Raw genomic sequence first — 23,711 nt, 5'->3', positions numbered from 1 at the left:
TCCCCAACCGAAGGTAGCGAGCGAGTCTTAAGATTGGCTTTCGTGACATTTCTTTGGAAAACCCCATAATTCATGGGGATACAATGGGGAAGCGTTGCCGATCCCCTCGGCCGAACGCTTGAAAACTGCACGTTTGGCGTTCAGTCTCCCCCAACCGGCCGGGCAATCCCCAAACGAGGGAAAATGCCTGTCAAAAGCGACGGTACAAGGCAATTTTTGCCACAATCGGGGATCAAATGGTGATGACAAGAAGAATCGCAGATACACTGAAGAGGGCAAGAAAGATGCGTTTTGTCATTGCCGCGCTCATGGCCACCGCCGGCTTGCTTTCGCCTCTGTCGGCCCTTGCCGAAAGTGCCGACGTAGAGGCTGTCATCACCGGCGTCGATACCGATCGCCTCAGCCTCCAACTCGACGACGGCAAGAGCTATCAGGCACCTGAAGAGTTCAACTTCGAAGGCCTCACCGCCGGCGTGAAAGTTCTCGTGTTCTATACAGAGGTCGATGGCAAGCGTGTGATCAACGACCTGGAAATCGTCCAGTAAGACTTTTGAGAGCCACGTCCCGCCCCATGGGGGGCGGGTGCCCTGATCCGGCGTTGCCGAAGCATTTCCAGGAAATGCGTGAAGACAATGAGAGAGCCGTTTCCACAGCTTCGCTCAGGCGCGATGCGCCAAAACCTCAGATCCAGCCGATGGTATTGCCGGCAATCCGCAACAAACGATCCTGAGGGATGGCGGCGGAAGCCGCCTCATCTTCGTCCATCTCGCCAAAAAGCTTGAACAGCGCGCGGATGACGCCGCCATGGCTGACACAGACCGTCGGCCTGTTGACGTCCTTGAGCCAAGCCGCAATCCGCCAGGACAGGATCTCGTAGCTTTCGGCATCATCACCGGGCGGGATGAAATCCCATTTCACCTTGCGTCGCTCGGCGATACGCTCTGGCACGGAGCGCTTCAGCTCCGGAAGCGTAAAGCCTTCCCAATCGCCGAAGGAGACTTCCTTCAACCGGTCGTCGGTGCGGTAGAGGGTGGGGTCAAGCCCCATGGCACGGCGCAGGCGCTCCATGGTTTCACGGGTGCGGCCGAGCGGGCTTGCGACGAAGTCGAACTGCGCTGCGTCGCCACCGAGGATAGCTGCGAGCGCCATCCCGTTTCCGGTCGCCTGCTGGCGGCCGGTATCGTTGAGAGGGATGTCCTTCTGCCCCTGGAGGCGGCTTTCCGCGTTCCAGTCGGTTTGTCCGTGACGGATCACATAGATCAGCACAACATTTCGCTCCGGGCAGGAGGCTGTTCGGGCCGGTCGGCGGCGCCGATCAATCCTTGATGACGGAGATATCCGGGGCGTCGACGGCCTTCATGCCGACGACATGATAGCCGCTGTCGGCATGGTGGACTTCACCCGTAACCGAGCGCGACAGGTCGGACAGCATGTAGAGGCCGACATCGCCTACTTCCTCGATGGTGACGGTGCGACGCAGCGGTGCGTTGTACTCGTTCCACTTGAGAATGTAGCGGAAATCGCCGATGCCGGAAGCGGCCAGTGTCTTGATCGGGCCGGCAGAGATCGCGTTGACGCGGATGTTCTTCGGACCGAGGTCGACGGCCAGATACTTGACGCTCGCTTCGAGGGCAGCCTTGGCGACACCCATGACGTTGTAGTTCGGCATAACCTTTTCGGCGCCGTAATAGGTCAGCGTCAGCATCGAGCCGCCATCCGTCATCAGCTTTTCAGCGCGACGGGCCACCGACGTGAACGAATAGACCGAGATCTGCATCGTCTTGGCGAAGTTTTCCGGCGACGTGTCGACATAACGGCCGGTCAACTCGTCCTTGTCGGAGAAGCCAATCGCATGCACGACGAAGTCGATCTTGCCCCAGTGCTTTTCAAGCGCGGAGAAAACCTCGTCGATGGACGCCTCGTCGCTGACGTCACAGTGGCCGGCCATGAAACCGTCGATTTCAGCCAAAAGCGGCTCGACGCGCTTCTTCAGTGCATCGCCCTGATAGGTCAGCGCAACTTCGCCACCCTGGGCATGGATCGCCTTGGCGATCCCCCACGCGATCGAACGGTTGTTCGCGACGCCCATGATGACGCCACGCTTGCCCTTCATCAAACCCGATGCCTGAGCCATGCATTGTCCCCAATACTATCTGCCGGCATCGATGACGGCCGACGCCAGACTTAACAAAATTCAAATACGCCAAGCCGGCGCTATCGGCGCACGTGCGGCAAATTGTCGAGAATTGCCTATGGCATAGCCGCTCCGGTGGTTCAAGCGCGGCCGAGATCAGGAACTGTTAGTCCCCGTAATATTGGGTCAATGTGTCAGCAAACCGTCACAAATAGAGGCCATCGCGCAGCGATTTCATCAGGTCTGTAACCTTGTCATCAGGCGTATCACGCAAGACGAGCCGCAGTTCGACCAGCAGATTCCCCCGCGCGCCATAGGCACCTGGCAGCCCGAAACCTTCGACGAGGATGACCTTGTCCGACCCGGACCAGGCAGGAACGACGACGGTCACCTCGCCGATCGGGGTGGAAATGACATGCTCGCAGCCAAGCACCGCGCTCTGAAGGTCGACAGGCAATGTCGTCAGCAGGTCCAGTCCATTGGTTCTGAATGCACCGCTCTGGTCGACGCGCAAGGTCACGACGACATCGCCGCGTGTCATGCCGGTGACGCGATACCCCTGCTCTGCCAACCGGACCGTCTGCCCGTCAACGGCGCCCGGCGGTATCTGAACCTTGATGGTTTCGCCATCGGGCAGCTCAAGCGACAGGCGTTGACGATCGATCAGATCCTGGATGGTGACCGTCAGATCGACAGCAAGATCGGGGACCTTGTCGGCGGTCTTGGCCGCCCGGCCGCGAATGCGCCGGACAATAGCGGCCACAAGCTCGGCGGCGGGTGCGGCGGCGCGCTGCATCAGCGGCGGCTCCGTCTTGGCAACCGCCTCCTGCTTCGGCTCGCTGACCGGCTCTGGCTTCGGTTCGGGGGGCGCGGCGGGTCTCTCCGGGGCCCGTGCCGCTGCCGGCTTGGCGGCAGGCCTTGTGGTTCTTGCCCGAGTGTCCGCACCAAAAATCTGCGAGACCGCTTCCTCGGCGGTTTCGGCGTCGACCGGCTGCTCTTCCGGTTCGGGGCCGCGCATCTTTGCCTTCATCGCCTCCATGCGACGCAGTTCGGCTTCGCGACGGGCATAGTCGTAGCGGCTTCTCAGCTTCGGGTCGCGAAGCAGCTCATAGGCCTTGCCGGCCTCGGCAAAGCGCTCGGCAGCGGTCGGATCGTCCTGATTGTGATCGGGATGGATAGCCTTGGCGACCGAACGCCACGCCGCCTTGATTTCATCCTGACCGGCAGTGCGCCGGACGCCGAGGACTGCATAGGGATCACGCATGGTTTGCTACCATCTTCTCTGATCGGCGGCTTCTCCCGGATGCCCGCCTTATGCCTCAAACCGGGGATCACGCGCAGTGGTGGCATGTCCCGTTCGACGCCGAGGATGGGCAGAACTTGCTAAAGATCGGTTAGCCGCGGCGACGATGAAGCAGGCCAGGACCGCGATCGAGACGTTCCGTCAGCGGTTTGCCGAAATGTGGTTAACACAGGATTTCAGGCACGCGGGCCAAAGCTGGTGAGGTACCACTCGCCATCGCCAAGCTTGCAGGTGCTGCCGTCGAATTTGGCGATGCCTTCATAGGAATGGCGGGTCGTGGTGAAGCGGCGGCACAGCATGCCGCTGGCATTGTCTTCCTGAATGCTGCTGATGACGCCGGCGCTGCCCGACGACGAATTCGCCCAGGGAATGGGGTTGAGCGACCCCTGCCCGAGTTCGGCTGAGGTGACGGCATTGCGCACCAGGACCGCATCGGAAAGACCATCGGAGGTTTTGGCAACGGGAACGGTACCGGTTGAGACGGTGCGATCGACACTGCTGCCGAACAGGTCGAGACCGGCTCCCATGCAACCAGACAGGATGAGCACCGGCAGGCAAATTGCCGCGCCGCGCATCACCGCGAAGGAATACCCCTTCTTGCCATCGATCCACTTTGCTATGTCTTGCACGGCAATCCTGTCAGACTCGCAAGAGCCGCACGTTTCCCGAGGAAGTCAACAAGCAGGCTCTGACATTTTCGATGCGGAAACACCGCTCGGGCTCATCCCGAAGCGTTTCCGCGCCAGACATCACGGCGTTAGAAGGCAATATGGCGGTGAATGAGTTAACAAGCGGTGACTTCACGGAAGCAAATGAGCCCTTTTCCCTTTTCGGCACATGGCTGAAGGACGCGGAAGGCAGCGAGATCAACGACCCCAACGCCGTCGCGCTGGCAACTGTCGACCCCGACGGACTGCCGAATGTGCGCATGGTTCTGCTCAAGGATTTCGATGAGCGCGGCTTCGTCTTCTATACCAATTTCGAGAGCCAGAAGGGCCGCGAGGTTCTGAGCGCGCGCAAGGCCGCCATGTGTTTTCACTGGAAGTCGCTCCGGCGTCAGGTGCGGCTGCGCGGGCCTGTCGAGATCGTCTCGGATGCCGAGGCGGACGAATATTTCAAGTCGCGGCCGCGCGGCAGCCGCATCGGCGCCTGGGCGTCGAAGCAGTCCCGCCCGCTCGAAAGCCGGTTCGCGCTGGAAAAGGCAGTTGCCGAATACACGGCCCGCCATGCGCTCGGCGAAATTCCCCGTCCGGAATACTGGTCCGGCTTTCGCATCCGCCCGACCTCCATCGAGTTCTGGCATGACCGGCCGTTCCGCCTGCACGACCGCCTGGAGTTTCGTCGCGAGACACCGGAAGGCGGCTGGGAGAAGGTGCGAATGTACCCCTGACGGGCGCGTTTCGGCGGCTAACTGCGGGCAAGCCGGAACGGAATGCCTGAGGCAAGGGCCGAAACGTAGCGGGCGCGCTGGAAATGACCGTTGAGCGAAATGCGCGGCAAGGCCTGTAGCGGCGCTGCCGCCGCTAGCGTGCCCGGCATGGTGGTGACGGCGACCGCAAATCCCAGATCGGCGACAAGCCGGTGATCGCGCGGCGAGACAGCCGGGCGGTCCCCATAGGGATAGGCAAAGCTGAGCGGTCTTTTACCCGTGATCGCTTCGACGCGGGCGGCGGATGCCTCGATCTCCCGGGCTGCCTGTTCGTCGCCGAGCCGCGCGACCGCACGATGGCTGATCGTGTGCGCTCCGAGGCTGGCGAGTGGACTTCCGATAAGGCGGCGTAGGCCGGCTTCGTCAAGCGTCAGCGCTTCTGTGATGGCCAACGCATCGATCCCGTATTCCAGCGCCGCTGCATTTAACGCGGCAACCGCGGCACTTTCATCGCGACGATGGATGTAGTCGGCCATTCTGCCAAATATCGCCTGCTTTTCCGCGGCACTTTCAGTGTCCAGCGTTTCCATTCCGCCGCTAAAATCGAACCGGAACCGGCTGGTCGTCGAAAGCAGATCGGCGAGCGTTTCCCACCAGAGCGTATGGGTGCGATCGACGAAGCCGCCGGCAACAAAAACGGTGAACGGCACCTCATGCCGCGTAAAAACCGGCAGGGCGTGATCAAGATTGTTGCGGTAACCGTCGTCGAGGGTGAAGCAGGCGAAGGGCGCGCCATCCCTGTCGGCAAGTGCCTTTGGCAAATCGTCCAGCGCGATGAAGCGATAGCCGTCCCGCTTCAGCTGCACGATACCTGTATCCAGAAATTCCGGGGTGATTTCCAGATGGGCGTTCGGATCGAAGTCCCTGACAGCCCTCGGGCGGACGTGATGCAGGGTGAAGATGGCGCCGCGTCCGCGCGCATCCGGCATCAGGCCGGCTCGGCCTAGGCCGCTTGCCAGTTCAAGCCCGCCGGAAATCGCGGCGCGTCGCACTTTCGTCTTTATCCCTGCCGTGATGCCGCCCGCCATATCAGTCCGTCCAAATCAGCCTTCGACAATCACTGAAGAACGCCTTGGACCTCGATCGATTTATCGAGGAGATCGTGTGGAGGCTTCAAGCGCTGGTGTGTGCTTCACGCGTCCTGCCAGACGCACCACCATGGAGGTTAACGGCGCGAGCGTTAAACCTTGCTGAAGGACGGTGGCGTTCATTTCTGGTTTACCACCCCGACGAAAGTCGCAGGAAAAAATCGCATTCTGCCTCAAAGTTGCAGCAAAGACACGGCCTTGTCGCAAAACGACACAGCTGCGCGCCTGCCCGACGGCGCTTTTCGATGGGGACCGACATGAAAACTATCCGCCGCCTGCTGCTGGCGATGTGCGCTCTCGCCTTGGGGTCTGCAACGGCTTTTGCCGGCAGCGCTTCCCTGGTGCTCGATGCGCGCACGGGCAAGGTTCTGTCGGCGGAAAATGCCGATACGCTGAACCATCCGGCGTCTCTTACCAAGATGATGACGCTCTACCTCACCTTCGAAGCGCTCCGGCGCGGCGATATCAGCTGGGACAGCAAGATCAAAGTGTCGAAGGCCGCCGCCGCCAAGCCGCCGATGAAGCTCGGCCTGAAGCCGGGCAGCACGATCACGGTGCGCGAGGCGGTCTACGGCATGATCGTTCGCTCGGCCAATGACGCAGCCGCCGCGATGAGCGAAAGGCTCGGCGGCTCGGAGCAGAATTTTGCGAAGAGGATGACGGCGAAGGCGCGCCAGCTGGGCATGAGCCGCACCGTCTTCATCAACGCCTCCGGCCTGCCAGCAAGCCAGCAGGTGACGACGGCACGTGACATGTCGACGCTCGCCGTGGCGCTGATGCGCGATTATCCCCGGGAATACCGGCTGTTCGCCACCCCAAGCTTCACGTTTCGTGGCCGCAAGATCCGCGGTCACAACAATCTGATGTACCGCTATGACGGCATGGACGGCATCAAGACCGGCTACACCAATGCCTCCGGCTTCAACCTCGTCAGCGCCGTCAGGGATGGCAACCGGCGGATCATCGGCGTTGTCATGGGCGGACGCACCGCCCGCAGCCGCGACGATAAGATGGCGGCATTGCTGAACCGCCATCTCGGTAAGGCATCCACTGGCCGCCAGTTGGTGGCCTCCGCCAAGACGCGCAACGCCGCCCCCGCGGAGGTCGAGGTCGCGTCAGCCGCAACGATGTCGGACGTGCCCATGCCCTACACGGCACCGCATCGCGCCAAGGGCGATAGCGTTGCGGCACTGATCGCTCAATCGTCGACTTCAGTCGTTCCGGCAGAACGGCCGACAGCAATGTTCGAAGCCGAAAATACCGCCGCCACTCCTGCTGCCGGAGGCTGGCAGATCCAGATCTCGGCAGCCCCTTCTGCTGACGCGGCCCGTGCCCTCTTGGCACAGGCGCAGGCGGCCGGCGGCGACATGCTGGCGCATGCGTCTCCCTATACGGAAGCGGTCGGCAAGGGTGCAGGCACCGTTTACCGCGCCCGCTTCGTCGGCTTCACGAGCCGCGATGCGGCAGCATCCGCCTGCAACGCATTAAAGAAGCGCTCCTACGACTGCGTGCTGCTGCCATCGAGAGGCTGATCAGTGCTTGTCCCTCGAAACGCTCAGGCGGAAACGCGGCGAACGTAGAATTTTGAATCGATCGCCATGAGGGGAAAGGCTGCAGGCAAATCGTACCGGCCGATCTCGACGAAGCCATTCTTCTCATAGAAGCGATGGGCAGCCACGAATTTGTCGGTGGTCCCGAGATAGACCGCACGGATCCCGGCTGCGCTCGCATGGGCAAACAGCGCCTCGAGCAGGCGCAAGGCGGCGCCATGTTCGCGCCCGCGATAGTCGGCAGCAACAAACATCTTGCGAAGCGCCGCATTACCATTGCCGATATCCTTCAGGCCCAATGTGCCGACGATATCGTCGCCGGCGGTCGCCACCCAGAAGCCGCCCTTGCCCGACTGATAGAAGTCCGGGATTTCCCGCAGATCCGGCTGGTCATCTGCCGTAATCGCGATACCGAATTCGACACTCTGGATCGGCACTATGACGTTTATGACGGCCTGCTCGTCCACTGCAGCAAACGGCCTCACACTCAACCCCATTGCCGGCCATTCACTCATGCGACTCACCCACGTCCTCTGCGCCAACCATCCGTGTTTCACCCACCCCGAGATCGACATCGATCTCGGGATAAGACTGTGCAGTAAGTCCAAAGTGGCAAGGCGCCGACGTTCGGTGGAGACTTCGTCTGGACTTGACGAAGAGGCCTTAGGCCTGCGTGCCGCCGACGGTGATCTGGTCCATGCGCAGATGCGGCTGGCCGACGCCGACCGGCACCCATTGCCCGGCCTTGCCGCAGTTGCCGATACCAGTGTCGAGCTTGGTGTCGTTGCCGACCATGGTCACGCGCTTCATCGCGTCGGGGCCATTGCCGATCAGCATCGCGCCCTTTACGGGTGCCCCGATCTTGCCGTTCTCGATCATGTAGGCCTCCGTGCAGCCGAAGACGAACTTGCCGGAGGTGATGTCCACCTGGCCGCCGCCGAAGGAAACGGCATAGATGCCCCTCTTCACGGAGGCGATGATCTCGTCGGGCGTCCTGTCGCCTGACAGCATGTAGGTGTTGGTCATGCGCGGCATCGGCACATGGGCATAGCCCTGGCGCCGGCCGTTGCCGGTCGGCTGCATGCCCATGAGGCGGGCGTTCTGGCGGTCCTGCATGTAACCAACGAGCTTGCCGTCCTCGATCAGCACATTGTAGCCCGATGGCGTTCCTTCGTCGTCGATCGAGATCGAGCCGCGACGCGCCTCGATCGTGCCATCGTCGACGACGGTGACGCCCCTGGCTGCCACCTGCTCGCCGAGCAGGCCGGCAAAGGCGGAGGTCTTCTTGCGGTTGAAGTCACCCTCAAGGCCGTGGCCGACGGCTTCGTGCAGCATGACGCCCGGCCAGCCAGAGGCCAGCACCACGTCCATCGTGCCGGCAGGCGCATCGATCGCGTCGAGATTGACGAGCGCCTGGCGCAGCGCCTCGTCCGCACCCTTCTTCCAGTTTTCCGCAGTGATGAAATCGCCGAAACCGCGCCGCCCGCCGATACCATAGGAGCCGCTTTCCTGACGATCGCCATCACCGGCAACCACCGAGATGTTGATACGCGTCATCGGCCGGATGTCCTGAACGCGGTGGCCGTCGGCGCGCAGGATGTCGACGAGCTGCCAGCTCGCGGCGATCGAGGCTGTTACCTGTCGGACCTTGGGGTCCTTTGAGCGCAGATAGGCATCGATTTCCTGCAGCAGTGCGACCTTCGCTTCAAAGCTCGGTTCACCGATCGGGTTTTCATCGCCATAGAGCTTCTTGTTGGTGCGCTGCGGAGCCGCCGCATAGGAGCCGGCATAACCGCGCGTTACCTGGCCGACCGCATCGGCGGCGCGGCCAAGCGCTGCCAGCGACAGCTCGCCGGCATGGGCATAACCGACCGATTCGCCGGCCACCGCCCGCAGGCCAAAGCCCTGGTCGGTGTTGAAGCTGCCGCCCTTCAGCCGGCCGTTGTCGAAGGAGAGCACTTCGGCCTGAGCATGTTCGAGAAACAGCTCGCCATCGTCGGCGCCGGCAAGCGTCTCCGACAGAACCTTGCGTATCGCTGCCTCATCGGCATCGAAGAGGCTCATCAGATCGGTGTTCATGGTCGTGCGCTCCCGCGTCATAAAATTCGATGGCCTTCATTTAGGAAGGCCAGCGGTTCAAGCCAAGGAAAATATCGATCAGGAGAGCGACGCGTTCCAGCCGTCGAGGCGTTCGATGCGCTCGACGCCGGTGAAGCGGGCAACGCGTTCCAGTTCCGCATCGATACGCTCCATGCGGCCGGAAGACGCCTTGACGCCGCGCTCAAGCCAGAGCCGCCGCACGTCAAGGCTACCGCGCTTGCGGTCGGCCTTCATGTCGATGCGGCCGATCAGCCGGTCGCCCTCGATCAGCGGGAAGACATAGTAGCCATATTCCCGCTTCGGCTCGGGCACGAAGATCTCGATGCGATAGAAGAAGCCGAACAGCCGCTCGGTGCGATTGCGGTCGCGCAGCAAGGGATCGAAGGGGCTCAGGACACGAACACGGCCGGGCGGCTCGGGAATGTCGCCAAGCGTGTCGGGAAAGCCGGAAAGCGCATAGGACGATCGCGGCTTGCCACCGTCAAGCGGTTCGATCGCCACGTCGATCAGTTCGTCGCGATGTTCCGCGACCCAGCTCTTCGCCTCATCCGGCGAAACCAGATCCCAGAAGGCGGCGATCTCACCATGGGTGGCAAAGCCCAGGCGTTCGAGCGCGCTGCGGCAGGCCCAGTCGATGAACTCGTGATGCTCCACCTCGGCATCGTGATGGTGGGGCGGGATCACCCGCTCGGTCAGGTCGTAGACCTTCTGGAAATTCTCGCGTCGCGCAATCGCCAGCTTGCCGGTGCGCCACAGGATTTCGAGCGCGGTCTTCGAGGGGTGCCAATTCCACCAGCCGCCCGACGTGTGTTCGGCCTCCTTGAGCTCGCGGGCAAGCACCGGGCCGCCCTGGGCGATGCGCTCATAGGTGTCGTCACAACTTTTCTCAAAACCCTCGCCGCGCCACTTGCTCCAGCGCTCGACGATCGTTTCGCCTTCCCATTTGAAGCGGTGCTTCCAGTAGCGGTAGAAGCTGCTGGGGATGATCGATGCATCATGGGTCCAGTGCTCGAACAATTCGCCGTCGTCTTCGAGCAGCGATGTCAGGTGCTCGCGGCGGTAGGTCTGGTTGCGCGAAAACAGGATCTGATGATGGGCGCGCTCCACGGTCGCGATGCTGTCGACCTGCACGAAGCCGATGTCATGGATCAGCTTCAAGAGCCCGTCCTTGCCGAGCGCGCGGTGCGGCGCGCCGGAAAGACCCTGCTTTGCGAGGAAGATGCGCCGGGCATCGCTATTGGAGAGCCGAATCGTCATGAGAGAAAGAATAGGCTTTTATTCCCATATTTCAAATGGGAAGCTTGACCCGAAGCGCATTGCCCTTCTGCGCCGTCTTGGCCTATAGAGCAGACCGCAAACCGCGAGGGACGGGATGGACATCCGCTTTACCGATTGCTCGGTCCGCTTCGGCGAACGGGTGGCGTTGCAGCCGCTGACGCTGGAAATCACCGAAAGGCGTGTCGGCATTATCGGCCTCAACGGCTCCGGCAAGACCACCTTCGCGCGGCTGATCAACGGCTTGGTGAAGCCTTCCGCCGGCCAGGTCACCGTCAATGGCCTCGATACGGTCAAGGACGAGCGCGCGGTGCTCTCCGAAGCCGGCTTCATCTTCCAGAACCCGCAGCACCAGCTGATCATGCCCGTCGTTGCCGACGATATAGGTTTCGGGCTGAAGAACCGCGGCCTCAAGAGTGAGGAAATCGATCGGCGAACGCAGGCCGTCCTGTCGCGCTTCGACGTCGAACACCTGGCGCGCCGCCGCGTCCACGAACTCTCAGGCGGCGAGACCCAGTTGATCGCCATGGCGAGCGTTGTCGTTACCGACCCCAAGATCCTGATCCTCGACGAACCGACCAACCAGCTCGACCTGCGCAACCGCCGGCGGGTTGCCGACACGATCGCGACACTGGACGAAGATACGCTGGTGATCACCCACGACCTGCCGCTGGTCGAAAATGTCGAGCGCCTGCTGCTTTTCCACGAGGGCCGGCTGGCGGCCGACGGCAGCCCACACGAAACGATCCGCCGCTACCACGAGATCGCCGGATGCTGACGAGCCTGCACATCGAGGGCAACAGCTGGCTGCATCGCCTTCCGGTGCGCGCTAAGCTTTTGACTTTGGTGGCGCTGAGCATTCTGCTTTTCCTCAGCGGCTCGCTGCCTGTGCAACTGACTGCGTTCGTGATCTCGGGTGGGCTCTATCTCTCGGTTGGCCTTTCCTGGCGCGAAGCGCTGAAGCGCGTCGGCTTCGTCTTCTTCACCATCATCTTTCTCGCGGCCGTGAACCTCTTTCTTCTGCCCTTGAGCGAAGTCTCCGTGCTGACCCTGCGGCTGATGGCGCTCGTGCTGTTTGCCGCGGCCGTCACCGCAACAACGACGATCGGCGCCTTCATGGACGAGATCACGGTGCTGCTGACACCGCTCGAACGACTGGGCTGGGTTCGTGCCGCCGATGTCAGCCTGGCGCTCGGGCTCGTCCTGCGTTTCGTGCCCGATATTTTCGCGCGCTACCAGGCCATCCGCGAAGCACACCGGGCGCGCGGGCTGCCGGTGCGGCCGTTGACGATTATCGGTCCACTGGTCATCCTGACGCTCAAAGATGCGGATACGATCGCTGCGGCGATTGACGCCCGCGGTTTTCGTCGCCAATAAATTCGCGCACCCTAATAAACAAGGAACAGGAACAGCATGAACACCAGAGACCTCGTCCTTATCGCCCTCTTTGCCGCGATCGTCGTCGTGCTCGGCCTCATTCCGCCGATCACGCTCGGCTTCATTCCCGTGCCGATCACCGCGCAGTCCATGGGCGTGATGCTCGCCGGCTGCATCCTCGGCGCCAAGCGCGGCGCGCTGGCTTTCCTGCTCTTCCTGCTGCTCGTCGCGATCGGCCTGCCGGTCCTCTCAGGCGGTCGCGGCGGTCTTGCCGTTTTTGCCGGCCCGTCCGGCGGCTTCATCCTCGGCTGGGTCGTTGCCACGTTCGTCACCGGCCTGATCGCGCAGCGCTTCGTCCGTGAGGGCCAGCCGGAAGTCCGACAGTTCGTCGGCTTTTTCCTCGCCTCGATTATCGGCGGCATCGTCGTGCTCTATGCCATCGGCATGCCCTGGGTATCGGCCGTCACTGGCACGCCGTTCATCACGGTTGCGACCGGTTCGCTCGCCTTCCTGCCCGGCGACATCTTGAAGGCCGCCATCGCGACGCTTGCGGCACGGGCCGTCTTTGCCGGCTATCCGCTGCTGCACGTTCGCGCCTGAGCAATGCCTTTTGCCGCCGCGCTTGCGCGCCACACGGACCAAAATCCGCATGCCCCGGCCTTCCATATGGAAGGCCGGGTTTTCACATTCCGGGAGCTTGCGCTTTGCGCCGGCCAGCTCGTTTCAGCGTTCGGGAAACTGACGGTAGACGCACGGAGTGAAAACGCACTGCCCGGCACCACGAGGCTGATCGCCCTCGAGATCGGCAACCATCCCCTTTTCACGGCAGCCTTCCTCGCCGCAACATCAGGCGGCTATTGCGTTGCATTGATCGATCCGCATCTGCCCGAGGCGACGCGCGCCGCAATGCGGGAGCAATTGCGCCCCGACATCGTCGTTCGCGCCGACGGCGACGGGCTGCTGCTGGGCGCACCCCTTGCCGGCAACGACAAGGCCTTCATCGCCGGTTCCGGCGACAACACGTCGCCGCTTGTCATCGGCGCCGACGAAGAACCGTTTCTCGTCGTCTTCACCTCCGGCACAACAGGCATGCCGAAAGCGATCGTGCGCGATCGCGGCTCCTGGCGACGCAGCCTGAAGACGGGGCAGGATTTTTTCGGCATCGGCAGCGATACCCGCACCTTCGCGCCCGGCCCGCTCGCCCATGGGCTAACGCTTTATGCCCTCGCCGAAACCCTTGTCGCCGGCGCCGAATTCATCGGCATGGCGCATTTCGATGCGGCGCGCGCTTCCGAGATCATCACGTCGCTGGAAGTCAGACGGCTCGTGCTGGTGCCGACGATGCTGCGGCGGCTCTGTGCGTCGTCCTCCGTTTTGACCTCCGTCCAGAAGATCACCGTTGCCGGCGCCAAGCTGACACCGGCCGACCGTGCCGCCGCGGCGGCAACTTTTCCGCTGGCCGACATCGTCGAGTATTATGGCGCCTCCGAGCTCGGGTTCATCAGCGTTGCCGGCCCTGGCGATACCGCATCGGCAACCGCCGTCGGAAGTGCCTTTCCCGGTGTCGGCCTCATCGTACTTGACGAGAGTGAGAGGCCGCTGCCAGCAGGCGAGACCGGCACGATCTTCGTCGACAGCGACCTGATTGCGAGCGGCTATATCGGCGCCGGCGACGGCGCGGGCCTCCGGCGCGTCGGCAAACTCGCAACCGTTGGCGATCTCGGCTTCCTGAATGCCGACGGCACGCTGCATCTCGTCGGTCGCTCCGGCGGCATGGTGCTTTCCGGCGGCAACAACATCTATCCGCAGGAAGTCGAGGCGACGCTTGCCGGGCATGTCGATGTGCATGCGGCCTTCGTTCTCGGCCTCGACCATCCCGACCTCGGCAGCGAGCTTATCGCCGTCATCGAGCCCAACGCTGGTGCAATTGACCGGGCAGCACTCGCCCGTCATCTCGATATCCATCTGCCGCGCTATAAACATCCGCGGCGAATCTGGCTTTGCCGTGCCTTGCCCATGACACAATCTGGTAAGGTGGCGGCCGGCACCCTCAAGCAATGGATTGTGGATGGACATGACGCCCTTGAGCCCTTCGTCTGACCCAGAGCGCATCCCGGTGATCGTGGCGGCCCTGCGCACGCCTGTTGGACGCGTGCGCGGCGTGCTCGCAGAGGTCGAGCCGGCACGCCTCGCCGCGCCCCTGATCAACCGCATCCTGAGCGACGTCGGCCTGGCTACCGATGTGGTCGACGACGTTATCCTCGGCAATGCCGCCAATTGCGCCGGCAATCTCGGGCGGCTTGCAGCACTCGAAGCCGGGCTTCCGGTATCGACGTCGGGCCTGACCATCGACAGGCAATGCGGCGCCGGTCTGGAAGCCATCATGCTCGCCGCACGCCTCATTCAGGCGGGCGCCGGACGCTTCTATCTCGCCGGCGGCACCGAAAGCGCCAGCCGCGCCCATATTCGCCTGAGGCCGCCAACAGCGCCGGGCGAAGAACCTCAACCGATCAAACGCTCGCGCATGGCTCCGGACGAGATCGGCGACCCCGATATGGGCGTTGCGGCGGAAAACGTCGCCACCGCCTGCGGCATTTCCCGCGAACGACAGGATGCTTTCGCGCTCGAAAGCCAGCGACGTGCTGTCGCCGCACAGGTCGCAGGCCGGTTTTCGAGCGAAATCGTACCGATCGAAACGACAGCCGGGACCGTCGACACGGACGAATGCCCGCGCGCCAACGCGTCGCTCGAAACCCTGCAGCGGCTGAAACCCGTCTTCGTCAAGGACGGCACGGTGACGGCGGGCAATGCCTGCCCGATCAACGACGGTGCGGCGATGGTTCTTGTGACCAGCCTTGCCGAAGCGCAGCGCCGCGGCCTTCCCTTTGCGCTCGAATTCGTCGACGCGGCAACCGCCGGCGTGCATCCTGACCTGCTCGGGCTCGGTCCGGTGCCGGCGATGGACAAGCTGAAAGCGCGCAATCCCGGGCTCGATGCCGACGCGGTCGACTTCATCGAATTCAACGAAGCCTTCGCTTCGCAGGTGCTCGGCAGCCTCGACCAGCTGGGCATTTCACCGGATAAGGTCAACATCGACGGCGGCGCCATTGCGCTTGGCCACCCTTACGGCGCGTCCGGAGCGATCCTCGTGGTCCGGCTTTTCACGCAGATGCGGGCGGTCCTACAGGAAACGCGGGCACTGGCGATGATGGGCATCGGCGGCGGCATGGGCACCGTTGCGCTGTTCCGCAGCCTGCGGCCTATCGGTTAGAATTGTCAGAGAATGTAGCTGCCGAGCCATTCGCGGGTTGCGGCCGGCACCGGCAGCGGCGTGTGCCGCTCGCGATCGACGGCGACCCAGACGACCTCGAGCTCGGCCGCAAGCTGGCCGGCCGCCTCGACCCGCACGGCAAAGCTCACCGAGCTGCCGCCGATCTTGGCTACGGTGACGATGAAGCGCGCAGGCTCGTCATAACGCAGCCCCCGATGGAAGACGCAGGCCGAGCGGCGAACGAGATAGGCCGGCTCGTGAACGACCGAAGGCCGATGCCGCCAGAGATGAGAAAGGGCCGCTTCGGCGTGGGCATAGTAGGCGGCATTGTGCATGTGGCCATGCATGTCTATATCGCGAAACGGAATGCGGATTTCCGTGACGTTGTCCCTCTCCCTGCCGTCCATGCGAGGCCCTCTTAAAATGCGCTCCACCCTCGTTAGCCAGTTCGGCGATCCGCGACAAGTGATTGCACTCGTCGATGCCGAGCGCGTCGCGCCGGGGCCTGGCGAGGTCGAGGTCATGCTCTCCCTGGCGGCCATCAATCCCTCCGACCTCATTCCTGTTACCGGCGCTTATAGTGCCCGGACCACCCTGCCCTTCGTGCCCGGCTTCGAGGGCATCGGGACAATTGCCCGCGTCGGCGCCGGCGTTAGGAGCTTGAGGCCCGGCGATCGTGTGATCCCGATCGGCGCAAGCGGCCTCTGGCAGGAATATCTGGTGCGACCCGCCGCATGGTGCTTTTCCGTGCCCGGCGATATCGACGACCGCCAGGCGGCCACCAGCTACGTCAACCCGCTGACGGCAATTCGGCTGATCGAAGCGCTGAAGGCGCATTTCGGGTCGATCGCCGGCCGCAGGATCGGTGTGACCGCCGCAGGCTCGGCCATCGGCGGCATGCTGATGCAGCTCATCGCAGGCGAAGGTGCACGCCCGGTTGGGATCGTGCGCAGCGAACGCAGCGCCGAACGACTGGCTTCCGGCGCACCCGGCGAAGTCGTCGTGGCCGATCAGAACAATATCCCTTCGCCTCTCGCCTTCGACGCCATCCTCGACGCGGTCGGCGGCCCTTTTGCCGGAGACCTTATAGGCCAGACGCTGCAGCCCGGCGCTGCATTCATCCAGTATGGCGCCCTCAGCGGCGTGCCCGTGCCTATCCAGGCGATCCAGGCGCGGCCGGACGTGCGCTTTTCCTTCCTGTGGCTCAGAACCTGGGTGCACGCGGCCGGGCGGCCAGCCATCGAGGAGGCTTTCGCTGAGAGCTTTGCCGGGCTTCGAACCGGCCTCTTCTCAAGCCGGATTGCGCGAACCTATCCGCTCAGCCGCCTTGATGAAGCCTTGACGCATCAGGAGGACCCCAAACGCGACGGCAAGCTGCTCCTCGATACGCGCTGTTGAAAATCAGGACTTTCACTTGGGCGTGCCATGGACCTTGGCCGGTTGCAGCACTAGTTTCGGCGCATGACCACGCTGCTCTATGAAAATCCGGTCTTCCTGGAACACGAGGTTCCGGAAGGTCATCCCGAACGGCCGGACCGGCTGAAGGCGCTGAACCTTGCGCTCGAACACCCGAATTTCGCCGACCTCAAGCGCATAAAAGCAGCGAAGGCGAGCGAAGACCTGGTGCTTCTGGTGCATCCGGAGGAGCATCTGCGCACCGTCAAGCGCGCCATCCCCGACGAAGGCATCAACGATCTCGAAGCCGACACCTATGCCAGCCCCTTGAGCCTCGAGGCGGCACTGACCGGCATCGGCGGCGCCGTCGAAGCGGTGGATGCGGTTTTCACAGGCAAGGCTGACAACGCCTTCGTTGCCGCCCGTCCACCCGGCCACCACGCCGAGAAGAACAAGGCGATGGGCTTCTGTTTCTTCAACACGGTTGCGATTGCCGCCCGGCACGCGCAGGTGGCCCATGGCGCCGAGCGCGTCGCGATCGTCGATTGGGACGTGCACCACGGCAACGGCACTCAGGACATCTTCTGGGACGATCCGTCGGTGCTCTTCTGCTCGACCCACCAGATGCCGCTTTATCCCGGCACCGGCGCCAAGGACGAAACCGGCGTGAAGGGCAACATCGTCAACGCGCCGCTCTCGGCCAACACCGGCAGCGAGCATTTTCGCGAGGCCTTCCGGTCGCGCGTGCTTTCGGCGCTGACCAATTTCCGGCCGGACTTCATCCTGATCTCGGCCGGCTTTGACGCCCACCACCGTGATCCGCTCGCGCAGATCAACCTCGTCGCCGAGGATTTCGACTGGGCGACCGGTCGCCTGCACGAGATCGCCGACCGCAGCGCCGGCAACCGAATGGTCAGCCTGCTCGAGGGCGGCTATGACCTGCAGGGGCTCGCCGAGTCGGCCGGCATGCATATTTTGAGATTGATGAGAGGGTAACCATGACCACCACCACGCAACCGGACGTTTCGGCCCTCTCGTTCGAGCAAGCCGTCGAAGAACTGGAGCGCATCGTCTCGGCGCTGGAGCGCGGCGACGTCGCGCTCGACAAGTCGATCGAGATCTATGAGCGAGGCGAAGCGCTGAAGAAACACTGCGAGGCATTGTTGAAGGCGGCCGAGGACCGGATCGAGAAGATCAGGCTCGACCGCGCCGGCAAGCCGCAGGGCGTGGAACCGCTCGACGCGGAGTAATCGGCCCGGGATTGGTCAACGTCCGGAAACGCTGCGTCTTTGCCTTGTGCCTACCGGCAATCCGCGTCAGGCGCTAGGCTCGCTCAAGACGATACGAACAACGGGAGCGTGCACCATGTCCTTCTTTCCTGGCCCCGACCCGCTCGCGGGCGACAAGCCCGCCTGCGACGCCATCGAACATCTGATCATTCCGCGCACCAGCGACATCGGCGGACTTCAGGTTCGCCGGGCCTTGCCGACCGCCAAGCGTCGGCTCGTCGGGCCGTTTATCTTTTTCGATCGCATGGGCCCGGCGCTCCTGCGCGCCGGCGAAGCCATCGACGTGCGGCCGCATCCCCATATCGGCCTTTCGACCGTCACCTATCTGTTCGACGGCGAGATCAAGCATCGCGACAGTCTCGGCACCGAAATGGTCATCCGCCCCGGCGACGTGAACCTGATGACGGCCGGCCGCGGCATCGTTCACTCAGAGCGCTCGCCGGAAAACCAGCGCGGGCATGAACGTTCGATTTCTGGCTTGCAGACCTGGCTGGCGCTGCCCGACCACAAGGAAGAGATCGACCCGATCTTCGACCACACGGAACGGCACATGCTGCCGCAGCTCAAAGACGGCGGCATCGATGCCCGGGTGGTCATCGGCAGCTTCGAGGGCCAGAAATCGCCGGTCTCGGTCTTTACCGACACGATCTATGTCGACTTGAACATCGCACCCGGCAAAAGCGCGCCATTTGCGGCGAACTGGGAAGAGCGCGCGCTCTATATCCTCTCAGGCGAAGCGATCATTGCCGGCGACCACTTTGCCGACAATCAGTTGCTGGTCTTCCGTCCGGGCGACAACATCACCGTCACCGCCGGTCCGCTCGGCTGTCACGTCATGCTGTTCGGTGGCGCCGCACTCGGCTCGGCCCGCCACATCTGGTGGAATTTCGTGTCGTCGTCGAAGGAGCGTATCGAAATGGCCAAGGAGGAGTGGCGCAGCGGCCGCTTCGATATCGTGCCCGGCGACGAGGAGGAATTCGTGCCTTTGCCGACCGGTTGAGCGTAAGAGACAACAGCGGTGAGTTGCCGCTTCCAGTTGCCGCATGTTTCCTTAAATCGATTTCGATTCAGGGAATCATGCGGTAGTGTCTTGGATGACGACGCAGGAAAGCCTACTTTTGCATTCAGCAACAATTGCGTCTAAAGAGCCGCTTTAACTATACCACCAACTATTCGCGCACCCGATCCGTGCGGTGCGCATGAGGCATGCAGCGTGACACAACTGCCAACCACCCCGATGCCGGCAACACCCTTGCTCGACAAGGTGACCTTTCCCGACGATCTGAAGAAGATCGACGACAAGGATCTGCCGCAGCTTGCCGGCGAAGTTCGTGCAGAGATGATCGACGCGGTCTCGCGCACCGGCGGCCACCTTGGTGCCGGCCTGGGTGTGGTCGAATTGACGATCGCCATCCACAAGATATTCAACACGCCGCATGACCGCTTGATCTTCGACGTCGGCCATCAGTGCTACCCGCACAAGATCCTGACCGGCCGTCGCGACCGCATCCGCACCCTGCGCCAGGAAGGCGGTCTCTCCGGCTTCACCCGTCGCGCCGAAAGCGAATACGACCCCTTCGGCGCGGCCCACTCTTCGACGTCGATTTCCGCCGGCCTCGGCATGGCCGTTGCTGCCGACCTCGACGGCAAGAACCGCAATGTCATCGCCATCATCGGCGACGGTGCGCTTTCGGCGGGCATGGCCTACGAGGCGCTGAACAATGCCGGCGCGCTCGACGCCCGCCTGATCGTCATCCTCAACGACAATGACATGTCGATCGCCCCGCCGACCGGCGCGATGAGCGCTTACCTGGCGCGCCTCGCCTCCGGCCGCACCTATATGGGCATTCGCGAAGTCGGCAAGAAGCTGACGGCCTATCTCGGCAAGACGGTCGACCGGGCGATCACCCGCGCCGTCGAACACGCCCGCGGCTACGTTACCGGCGGCACGCTGTTCGAGGAGATGGGTTTCTATCATATCGGCCCGATCGACGGTCACTCCTTCGAGCACCTGCTGCCCGTGCTGCGCAACGTGCGCGACAACGCCAAGGGCCCGGTGCTGATCCATGTGGTGACACAGAAGGGCAAGGGCTATCCTCCCGCCGAAGCTGCTGCCGACAAGTATCACGGCGTCAACAAATTCGACGTCATCACGGGTGCGCAGGCCAAGGCAAAGCCCAATGCCCCGGCCTACACGTCGGTCTTTGCTGAAGCTCTGACGCAAGAAGCCGGGTTCGACGACAAGATCGTCGCAGTCACGGCAGCCATGCCGTCCGGCACCGGGCTCGACAAGTTTGCGCTTGCCCACCCCAAGCGCTGCTTCGACGTCGGCATTGCCGAACAGCACGCCGTGACCTTTGCGGCCGGTCTTGCCTCCGAAGGCTACAAGCCGTTTGCAGCGCTTTACTCCACCTTCCTGCAGCGCGGCTACGACCAGGTGGTCCACGACGTGGCGATCCAGGGCCTGCCGGTGCGTTTCCCGATCGACCGTGCCGGCTTTGTCGGCGCCGACGGACCGACCCATGCCGGCTCCTTCGACACCACCTATCTCGCCACCCTGCCCGGCTTCGTCGTCATGGCGGCGGCCGACGAGGCCGAACTCAAGCATATGGTGCGCACGGCTGCAGCCTATGATGCAGGCCCGATCTCGTTCCGCTATCCGCGTGGCGAAGGCGTCGGCGTCGAGATGCCCGAGCGGGGCCAGATCCTGGAAATCGGCAAGGGCCGTGTGGTCAAGCAGGGCTCGAAGGTGGCACTGCTTTCGTTCGGTACGCGACTGGCCGACTGTTTGATGGCTGCCGAAGATCTCGATGCGGCGGGCCTTTCGACAACCGTTGCGGACGCACGCTTTGCCAAGCCGCTCGACCATGACCTCATCCGTCAGCTTGCGCGCCATCACGAAGTGCTTGTTACCATCGAGGAAGGCGCTGTCGGCGGCTTCGCCAGCCACGTGCTGCAGTTCCTCGCTGAAGACGGCCTGCTCGACGGCGGCCTGAAGGTTCGCCCGATGGTGATGCCCGATATCTGGATGGAACAGGCCAAGCCGGAAGCGATGTATGCCGCCGCCGGCCTCGACCGTGCCGGCATCGTTTCGACCGTCTTCAAGGCGCTCGGCCAGAAGCACGATATCGGCCTTGGCGCGGCCGGCTAAAAGCTAGAGACCCGAGAGAGAGAAACAGACGACCGCCGCGAAAGCAGGCAGTCCGAAAGACAGAGACCCCGGCGCTGAACCGGGGTCTTTTGCTTTGCAATGCGATCAGAATTCCTGCCAGTCGTCCTGCGCCACGGCCGCATTGCCGTGTGATATCGGACGTGCGGCACTCGCCGCGCGCACTGGTGCCGCGGGCGCCGCCATCGTGCGCGCCATGGCGCGCAGGTCGCTTGCCGCAGTCGCACCATTCGTTCGACCCGGCAGGGTGAAGCGGGCAATAAGCTCGCGCAGGCGTCCGGCTTCGCTGGCAAGCTGAGCGCTGGCGGCGTTGGCCTCTTCGACCATGGCCGCATTCTTCTGCGTCACCTGGTCCATCTGGTTGACGGCGGTGTTGACTTCGCTGAGGCCCACCGACTGTTCGCGTGCCGAAATGGCGATCGCGTCCATGTGCTGGTTGATCGTGGCGACGTGGCCACCGATCGCCTTCAGTGCCTCGCCGGTATCACGCACCAGCTTGACCCCACCTTCGACCTCGACGCTGGAATTGCGGATAAGCTCCTTGATCTCCTTGGCGGCCTTGGCCGAGCGCTGGGCAAGTTCGCGCACTTCCTGAGCAACGACGGCAAACCCCTTTCCGGCATCGCCTGCCCGCGCCGCCTCGACGCCGGCATTGAGCGCCAGGAGATTGGTCTGGAAGGCGATTTCATCGATGACGCCGATGATGCTGGAGATCTGGCCTGAGGAGCTTTCGATCCGGCGCATCGCCTCCACGGCGCTTGCGACCACGACACCGGATTTGGCAGCGCTTGAATTTGCCTCGCCGGCCACGGCGCGTGCTTCTTCGGCACGCCGGGTCGAGCTTGTAACATTGGCGGTGATCTCGTCGAGGGCCGCCGCCGTCTGCTCCAGCGAGGCGGCCTGCTGCTCCGTGCGCCGGGACAGGTCGTCCGCACTTTCGCTGATTTCGCGCGAGCCGCCGTCGATCGAGCCGCTGGAATCGGCCACCGCTGCCAGCGCATCGCCAAGCCGGGAAACAGCCGAATTCAGATCATGACGCAGTTGTTCGAAGTCCGGCGCAAATGGCTCGGACAATTGGAAGGCGAGATCGCCAGCCGCCAGCCGCTGAAGGCCCCCGGCAAGACCTGAGGTCGCCTGGCGAAGGCGTGCCTGGGCGGCAGCTTCGGCCTCCTCCTGCAGGCGCACGCGCTCCGCATCGGCACGGGCGCGGTTTTCCGCAGCTTCGGCCTCCAGCCTCTGGTTGGCGATCGCCGCCTGCCGGAAGATTTCGACAGCGCCGGCCATCTCGCCGATTTCGTCCTTCCGGCCGGCATAGGGGATGGCGGATGCAGTGTCACCTTCGGCGAGACGCGTCATCGAACGGGTGGTGGCGACGATCGGTTTGGAAATTGTCCGGCCGACGAGGAAGACGGTGGCGGCGATGATCGCGATCGCGGCGAGAATGGCGCCCAGCGCGATCTTCTCCACGAAAGCCTGCATTGAAGCGCTCTCCGTCTCGGCTTCAGCCTTCTCAGCCTCAATCGCGGTCGCCATCTGCTCGAAGATTGGCTCGACGTTGGAGAAAGTCTCGGACATCCGCCTGCGCAACGCAGTCTCGTTCTCGGCCAGCGCGGCGTAGTCCGCAAAGGCAGCCCCATAATTTTTCAATGCTGCCAAGATCTTGGCTTGGTTTTCCTTGCCACCGAACAATTCGGCCGGGAGACCGGCGAAGGTCTTCACCTCCTCGGCATGTTTCTCGACGTATTTGTGATCGCGCCGCATGATGAAGTCTTTCTCGTGGCGCCGCATCGTCAGCATGCTCGCCTGCAGCCCTTTGTCCGAAACGGACTTCAGCGCCTCCTCGATCGCGTGGACCGCGGCCCGCATCGCGCCTTCCTTGCCGGCCGACGGTTCAAGACCGAGTGTGCGATTGGCATCGGCAACGGCCACGAATTCACCGAGGTAGCGTTTGTACCCTTCGGAAATCAGCTTGAGTTGCGCCTGCGTCGACTGGCTGTCGAGCAGGTTGCCGAGCGCGGTGATCGTCTCGTTCGCCTTGGCGGCGACGTCCTGATGCGAAGCGGCATACTTCTCCTCCCGCCGCAGCAGAAAGTCCTTTTCGGCGCGACGATTCTGCAGGAACTGGCTTTCCAGAACCAGGAGCGCCCTGTCCGCGTCGCGATGCACCTGCACCTGCTCACGATACCCCTCCTCGATATCCCGCTCGACGATGAAGATGCCGACGATGGCGAGAATGCCGGCGACGGCGATCGGCACCAGCAGGCCGATGCGGTGCGAAAGCTTGAGATGAAAGCGGGGCATGCGGAAACTCCTTGCGCCAGACGGCGTCAG

Annotated in this window: 23 protein-coding genes; 13 read left to right on the top strand and 10 right to left on the bottom strand. The window is 63.2% G+C overall.

Annotated features, from left to right (window positions below):
• Nucleotides 1–284 precede the first annotated feature (284 nt).
• The gene (locus LPJGGPFB_RS06335) at nt 285–545 is read left to right on the top strand and encodes a DUF1344 domain-containing protein (protein WP_053250645.1); all 261 of its coding nucleotides are present in this window, start codon (nt 285–287) and stop codon (nt 543–545) included.
• Between the two features lie 136 nt (nt 546–681).
• On the opposite strand, the gene LPJGGPFB_RS06330 is transcribed toward LPJGGPFB_RS06335, so the two are convergent.
• From LPJGGPFB_RS06330 to LPJGGPFB_RS06315, 4 genes are all read right to left on the bottom strand, one after another.
• Complete coding sequence (locus LPJGGPFB_RS06330) at nt 682–1,266, bottom strand: histidine phosphatase family protein (RefSeq protein WP_173419217.1); 585 nt, start codon at nt 1,264–1,266, stop codon at nt 682–684.
• A gap of 49 nt (nt 1,267–1,315) precedes the next feature.
• A complete protein-coding gene (gene fabI, locus LPJGGPFB_RS06325; RefSeq protein WP_077498066.1) occupies nt 1,316–2,134 on the bottom strand; it encodes an enoyl-ACP reductase FabI in 819 nt (272 codons plus the stop codon).
• 205 nt (nt 2,135–2,339) lie between these two features.
• Nucleotides 2,340–3,398: a DnaJ C-terminal domain-containing protein gene (locus tag LPJGGPFB_RS06320; RefSeq protein WP_173419216.1), complete on the bottom strand. Its 1,059-nt coding sequence runs from the start codon at nt 3,396–3,398 to the stop codon at nt 2,340–2,342.
• A 215-nt stretch (nt 3,399–3,613) separates the two neighbouring features.
• Nucleotides 3,614–4,066, bottom strand: coding sequence for an RT0821/Lpp0805 family surface protein (locus tag LPJGGPFB_RS06315; protein ID WP_077498068.1), 453 nt, complete (start codon nt 4,064–4,066; stop codon nt 3,614–3,616).
• A gap of 140 nt (nt 4,067–4,206) precedes the next feature.
• Between LPJGGPFB_RS06315 and pdxH the strand changes: the two genes are divergently transcribed.
• Entirely contained in the window at nt 4,207–4,827 is a 621-nt protein-coding gene (gene pdxH, locus LPJGGPFB_RS06310) for a pyridoxamine 5'-phosphate oxidase (protein WP_077498069.1), read from the top strand.
• Between the two features lie 17 nt (nt 4,828–4,844).
• Here the strand turns inward: pdxH and LPJGGPFB_RS06305 are convergent, their stop codons facing one another.
• On the bottom strand, nt 4,845–5,894 hold the full coding sequence (locus LPJGGPFB_RS06305) for a polysaccharide deacetylase family protein (protein WP_173419215.1): 1,050 nt from the start codon (nt 5,892–5,894) through the stop codon (nt 4,845–4,847).
• A gap of 326 nt (nt 5,895–6,220) precedes the next feature.
• Here LPJGGPFB_RS06305 and LPJGGPFB_RS06300 point away from each other — a divergent pair, with 326 nt between their 5' ends.
• Complete coding sequence (locus tag LPJGGPFB_RS06300; RefSeq protein ID WP_173420963.1) at nt 6,221–7,486, top strand: serine hydrolase; 1,266 nt, start codon at nt 6,221–6,223, stop codon at nt 7,484–7,486.
• Nucleotides 7,487–7,509: 23 nt separating this feature from the next.
• Here the strand turns inward: LPJGGPFB_RS06300 and LPJGGPFB_RS06295 are convergent, their stop codons facing one another.
• From LPJGGPFB_RS06295 to LPJGGPFB_RS06285, 3 genes are all read right to left on the bottom strand, one after another.
• A complete protein-coding gene (locus LPJGGPFB_RS06295) occupies nt 7,510–8,019 on the bottom strand; it encodes a GNAT family N-acetyltransferase (RefSeq protein ID WP_173419214.1) in 510 nt (169 codons plus the stop codon).
• Between the two features lie 148 nt (nt 8,020–8,167).
• The gene (tldD, locus tag LPJGGPFB_RS06290) at nt 8,168–9,583 is read right to left on the bottom strand and encodes a metalloprotease TldD (protein ID WP_173419213.1); all 1,416 of its coding nucleotides are present in this window, start codon (nt 9,581–9,583) and stop codon (nt 8,168–8,170) included.
• Nucleotides 9,584–9,661: 78 nt separating this feature from the next.
• A complete protein-coding gene (locus LPJGGPFB_RS06285) occupies nt 9,662–10,861 on the bottom strand; it encodes a winged helix-turn-helix domain-containing protein (RefSeq protein WP_173419212.1) in 1,200 nt (399 codons plus the stop codon).
• 115 nt (nt 10,862–10,976) lie between these two features.
• Between LPJGGPFB_RS06285 and LPJGGPFB_RS06280 the strand changes: the two genes are divergently transcribed.
• Genes LPJGGPFB_RS06280 through LPJGGPFB_RS06260 form a run of 5 tightly spaced genes read left to right on the top strand, consistent with a single transcriptional unit; the run spans nt 10,977 to nt 15,527 of the window.
• Complete coding sequence (locus tag LPJGGPFB_RS06280) at nt 10,977–11,657, top strand: energy-coupling factor ABC transporter ATP-binding protein (protein WP_173419211.1); 681 nt, start codon at nt 10,977–10,979, stop codon at nt 11,655–11,657.
• Nucleotides 11,651–12,256 (top strand): energy-coupling factor transporter transmembrane component T family protein, encoded by a 606-nt coding sequence (locus LPJGGPFB_RS06275; RefSeq protein WP_173419210.1) that lies wholly within the window; start codon nt 11,651–11,653, stop codon nt 12,254–12,256. The genes LPJGGPFB_RS06280 and LPJGGPFB_RS06275 overlap by 7 nt, the downstream gene beginning before the upstream one ends.
• 36 nt (nt 12,257–12,292) lie before the next feature.
• Entirely contained in the window at nt 12,293–12,856 is a 564-nt protein-coding gene (locus tag LPJGGPFB_RS06270; RefSeq protein ID WP_173419209.1) for a biotin transporter BioY, read from the top strand.
• Between the two features lie 3 nt (nt 12,857–12,859).
• Nucleotides 12,860–14,356: a class I adenylate-forming enzyme family protein gene (locus LPJGGPFB_RS06265; protein WP_173419208.1), complete on the top strand. Its 1,497-nt coding sequence runs from the start codon at nt 12,860–12,862 to the stop codon at nt 14,354–14,356.
• Entirely contained in the window at nt 14,340–15,527 is a 1,188-nt protein-coding gene (locus LPJGGPFB_RS06260) for a thiolase family protein (protein WP_173419207.1), read from the top strand. Before LPJGGPFB_RS06265 ends, LPJGGPFB_RS06260 begins: the two co-directional genes overlap by 17 nt.
• A 5-nt stretch (nt 15,528–15,532) precedes the next feature.
• On the opposite strand, the gene LPJGGPFB_RS06255 is transcribed toward LPJGGPFB_RS06260, so the two are convergent.
• Nucleotides 15,533–15,934 carry an acyl-CoA thioesterase gene (locus tag LPJGGPFB_RS06255; RefSeq protein WP_173419206.1) on the bottom strand — a complete coding sequence of 134 codons (402 nt, stop codon included), beginning with the start codon at nt 15,932–15,934 and terminating at the stop codon, nt 15,533–15,535.
• A gap of 16 nt (nt 15,935–15,950) precedes the next feature.
• Between LPJGGPFB_RS06255 and LPJGGPFB_RS06250 the strand changes: the two genes are divergently transcribed.
• From LPJGGPFB_RS06250 to dxs, 5 genes are all read left to right on the top strand, one after another.
• Nucleotides 15,951–16,925 carry a zinc-dependent alcohol dehydrogenase family protein gene (locus LPJGGPFB_RS06250; RefSeq protein WP_173419205.1) on the top strand — a complete coding sequence of 325 codons (975 nt, stop codon included), beginning with the start codon at nt 15,951–15,953 and terminating at the stop codon, nt 16,923–16,925.
• A gap of 63 nt (nt 16,926–16,988) precedes the next feature.
• On the top strand, nt 16,989–17,918 hold the full coding sequence (locus LPJGGPFB_RS06245) for a histone deacetylase family protein (protein WP_173419204.1): 930 nt from the start codon (nt 16,989–16,991) through the stop codon (nt 17,916–17,918).
• Nucleotides 17,919–17,920: 2 nt separating this feature from the next.
• Nucleotides 17,921–18,172 (top strand): exodeoxyribonuclease VII small subunit, encoded by a 252-nt coding sequence (locus LPJGGPFB_RS06240; protein ID WP_025426149.1) that lies wholly within the window; start codon nt 17,921–17,923, stop codon nt 18,170–18,172.
• A 115-nt stretch (nt 18,173–18,287) separates the two neighbouring features.
• On the top strand, nt 18,288–19,211 hold the full coding sequence (locus tag LPJGGPFB_RS06235; RefSeq protein WP_173419203.1) for a pirin family protein: 924 nt from the start codon (nt 18,288–18,290) through the stop codon (nt 19,209–19,211).
• A 237-nt stretch (nt 19,212–19,448) separates the two neighbouring features.
• A complete protein-coding gene (gene dxs, locus LPJGGPFB_RS06230) occupies nt 19,449–21,362 on the top strand; it encodes a 1-deoxy-D-xylulose-5-phosphate synthase (protein WP_173420962.1) in 1,914 nt (637 codons plus the stop codon).
• Nucleotides 21,363–21,467: 105 nt separating this feature from the next.
• Here dxs and LPJGGPFB_RS06225 read toward each other — a convergent pair whose 3' ends face one another.
• Complete coding sequence (locus LPJGGPFB_RS06225) at nt 21,468–23,681, bottom strand: methyl-accepting chemotaxis protein (protein ID WP_173419202.1); 2,214 nt, start codon at nt 23,679–23,681, stop codon at nt 21,468–21,470.
• Nucleotides 23,682–23,711 lie beyond the last annotated feature (30 nt).

It is taken from the genome of Ensifer adhaerens, assembly GCF_013283195.1.
GTDB classification, from domain to species: domain Bacteria; phylum Pseudomonadota; class Alphaproteobacteria; order Rhizobiales; family Rhizobiaceae; genus Ensifer; species Ensifer adhaerens_G.
The sequence above is the reverse complement of the archived record's forward strand: the minus strand, read 5'-3'. Positions and strand labels throughout refer to the sequence as shown.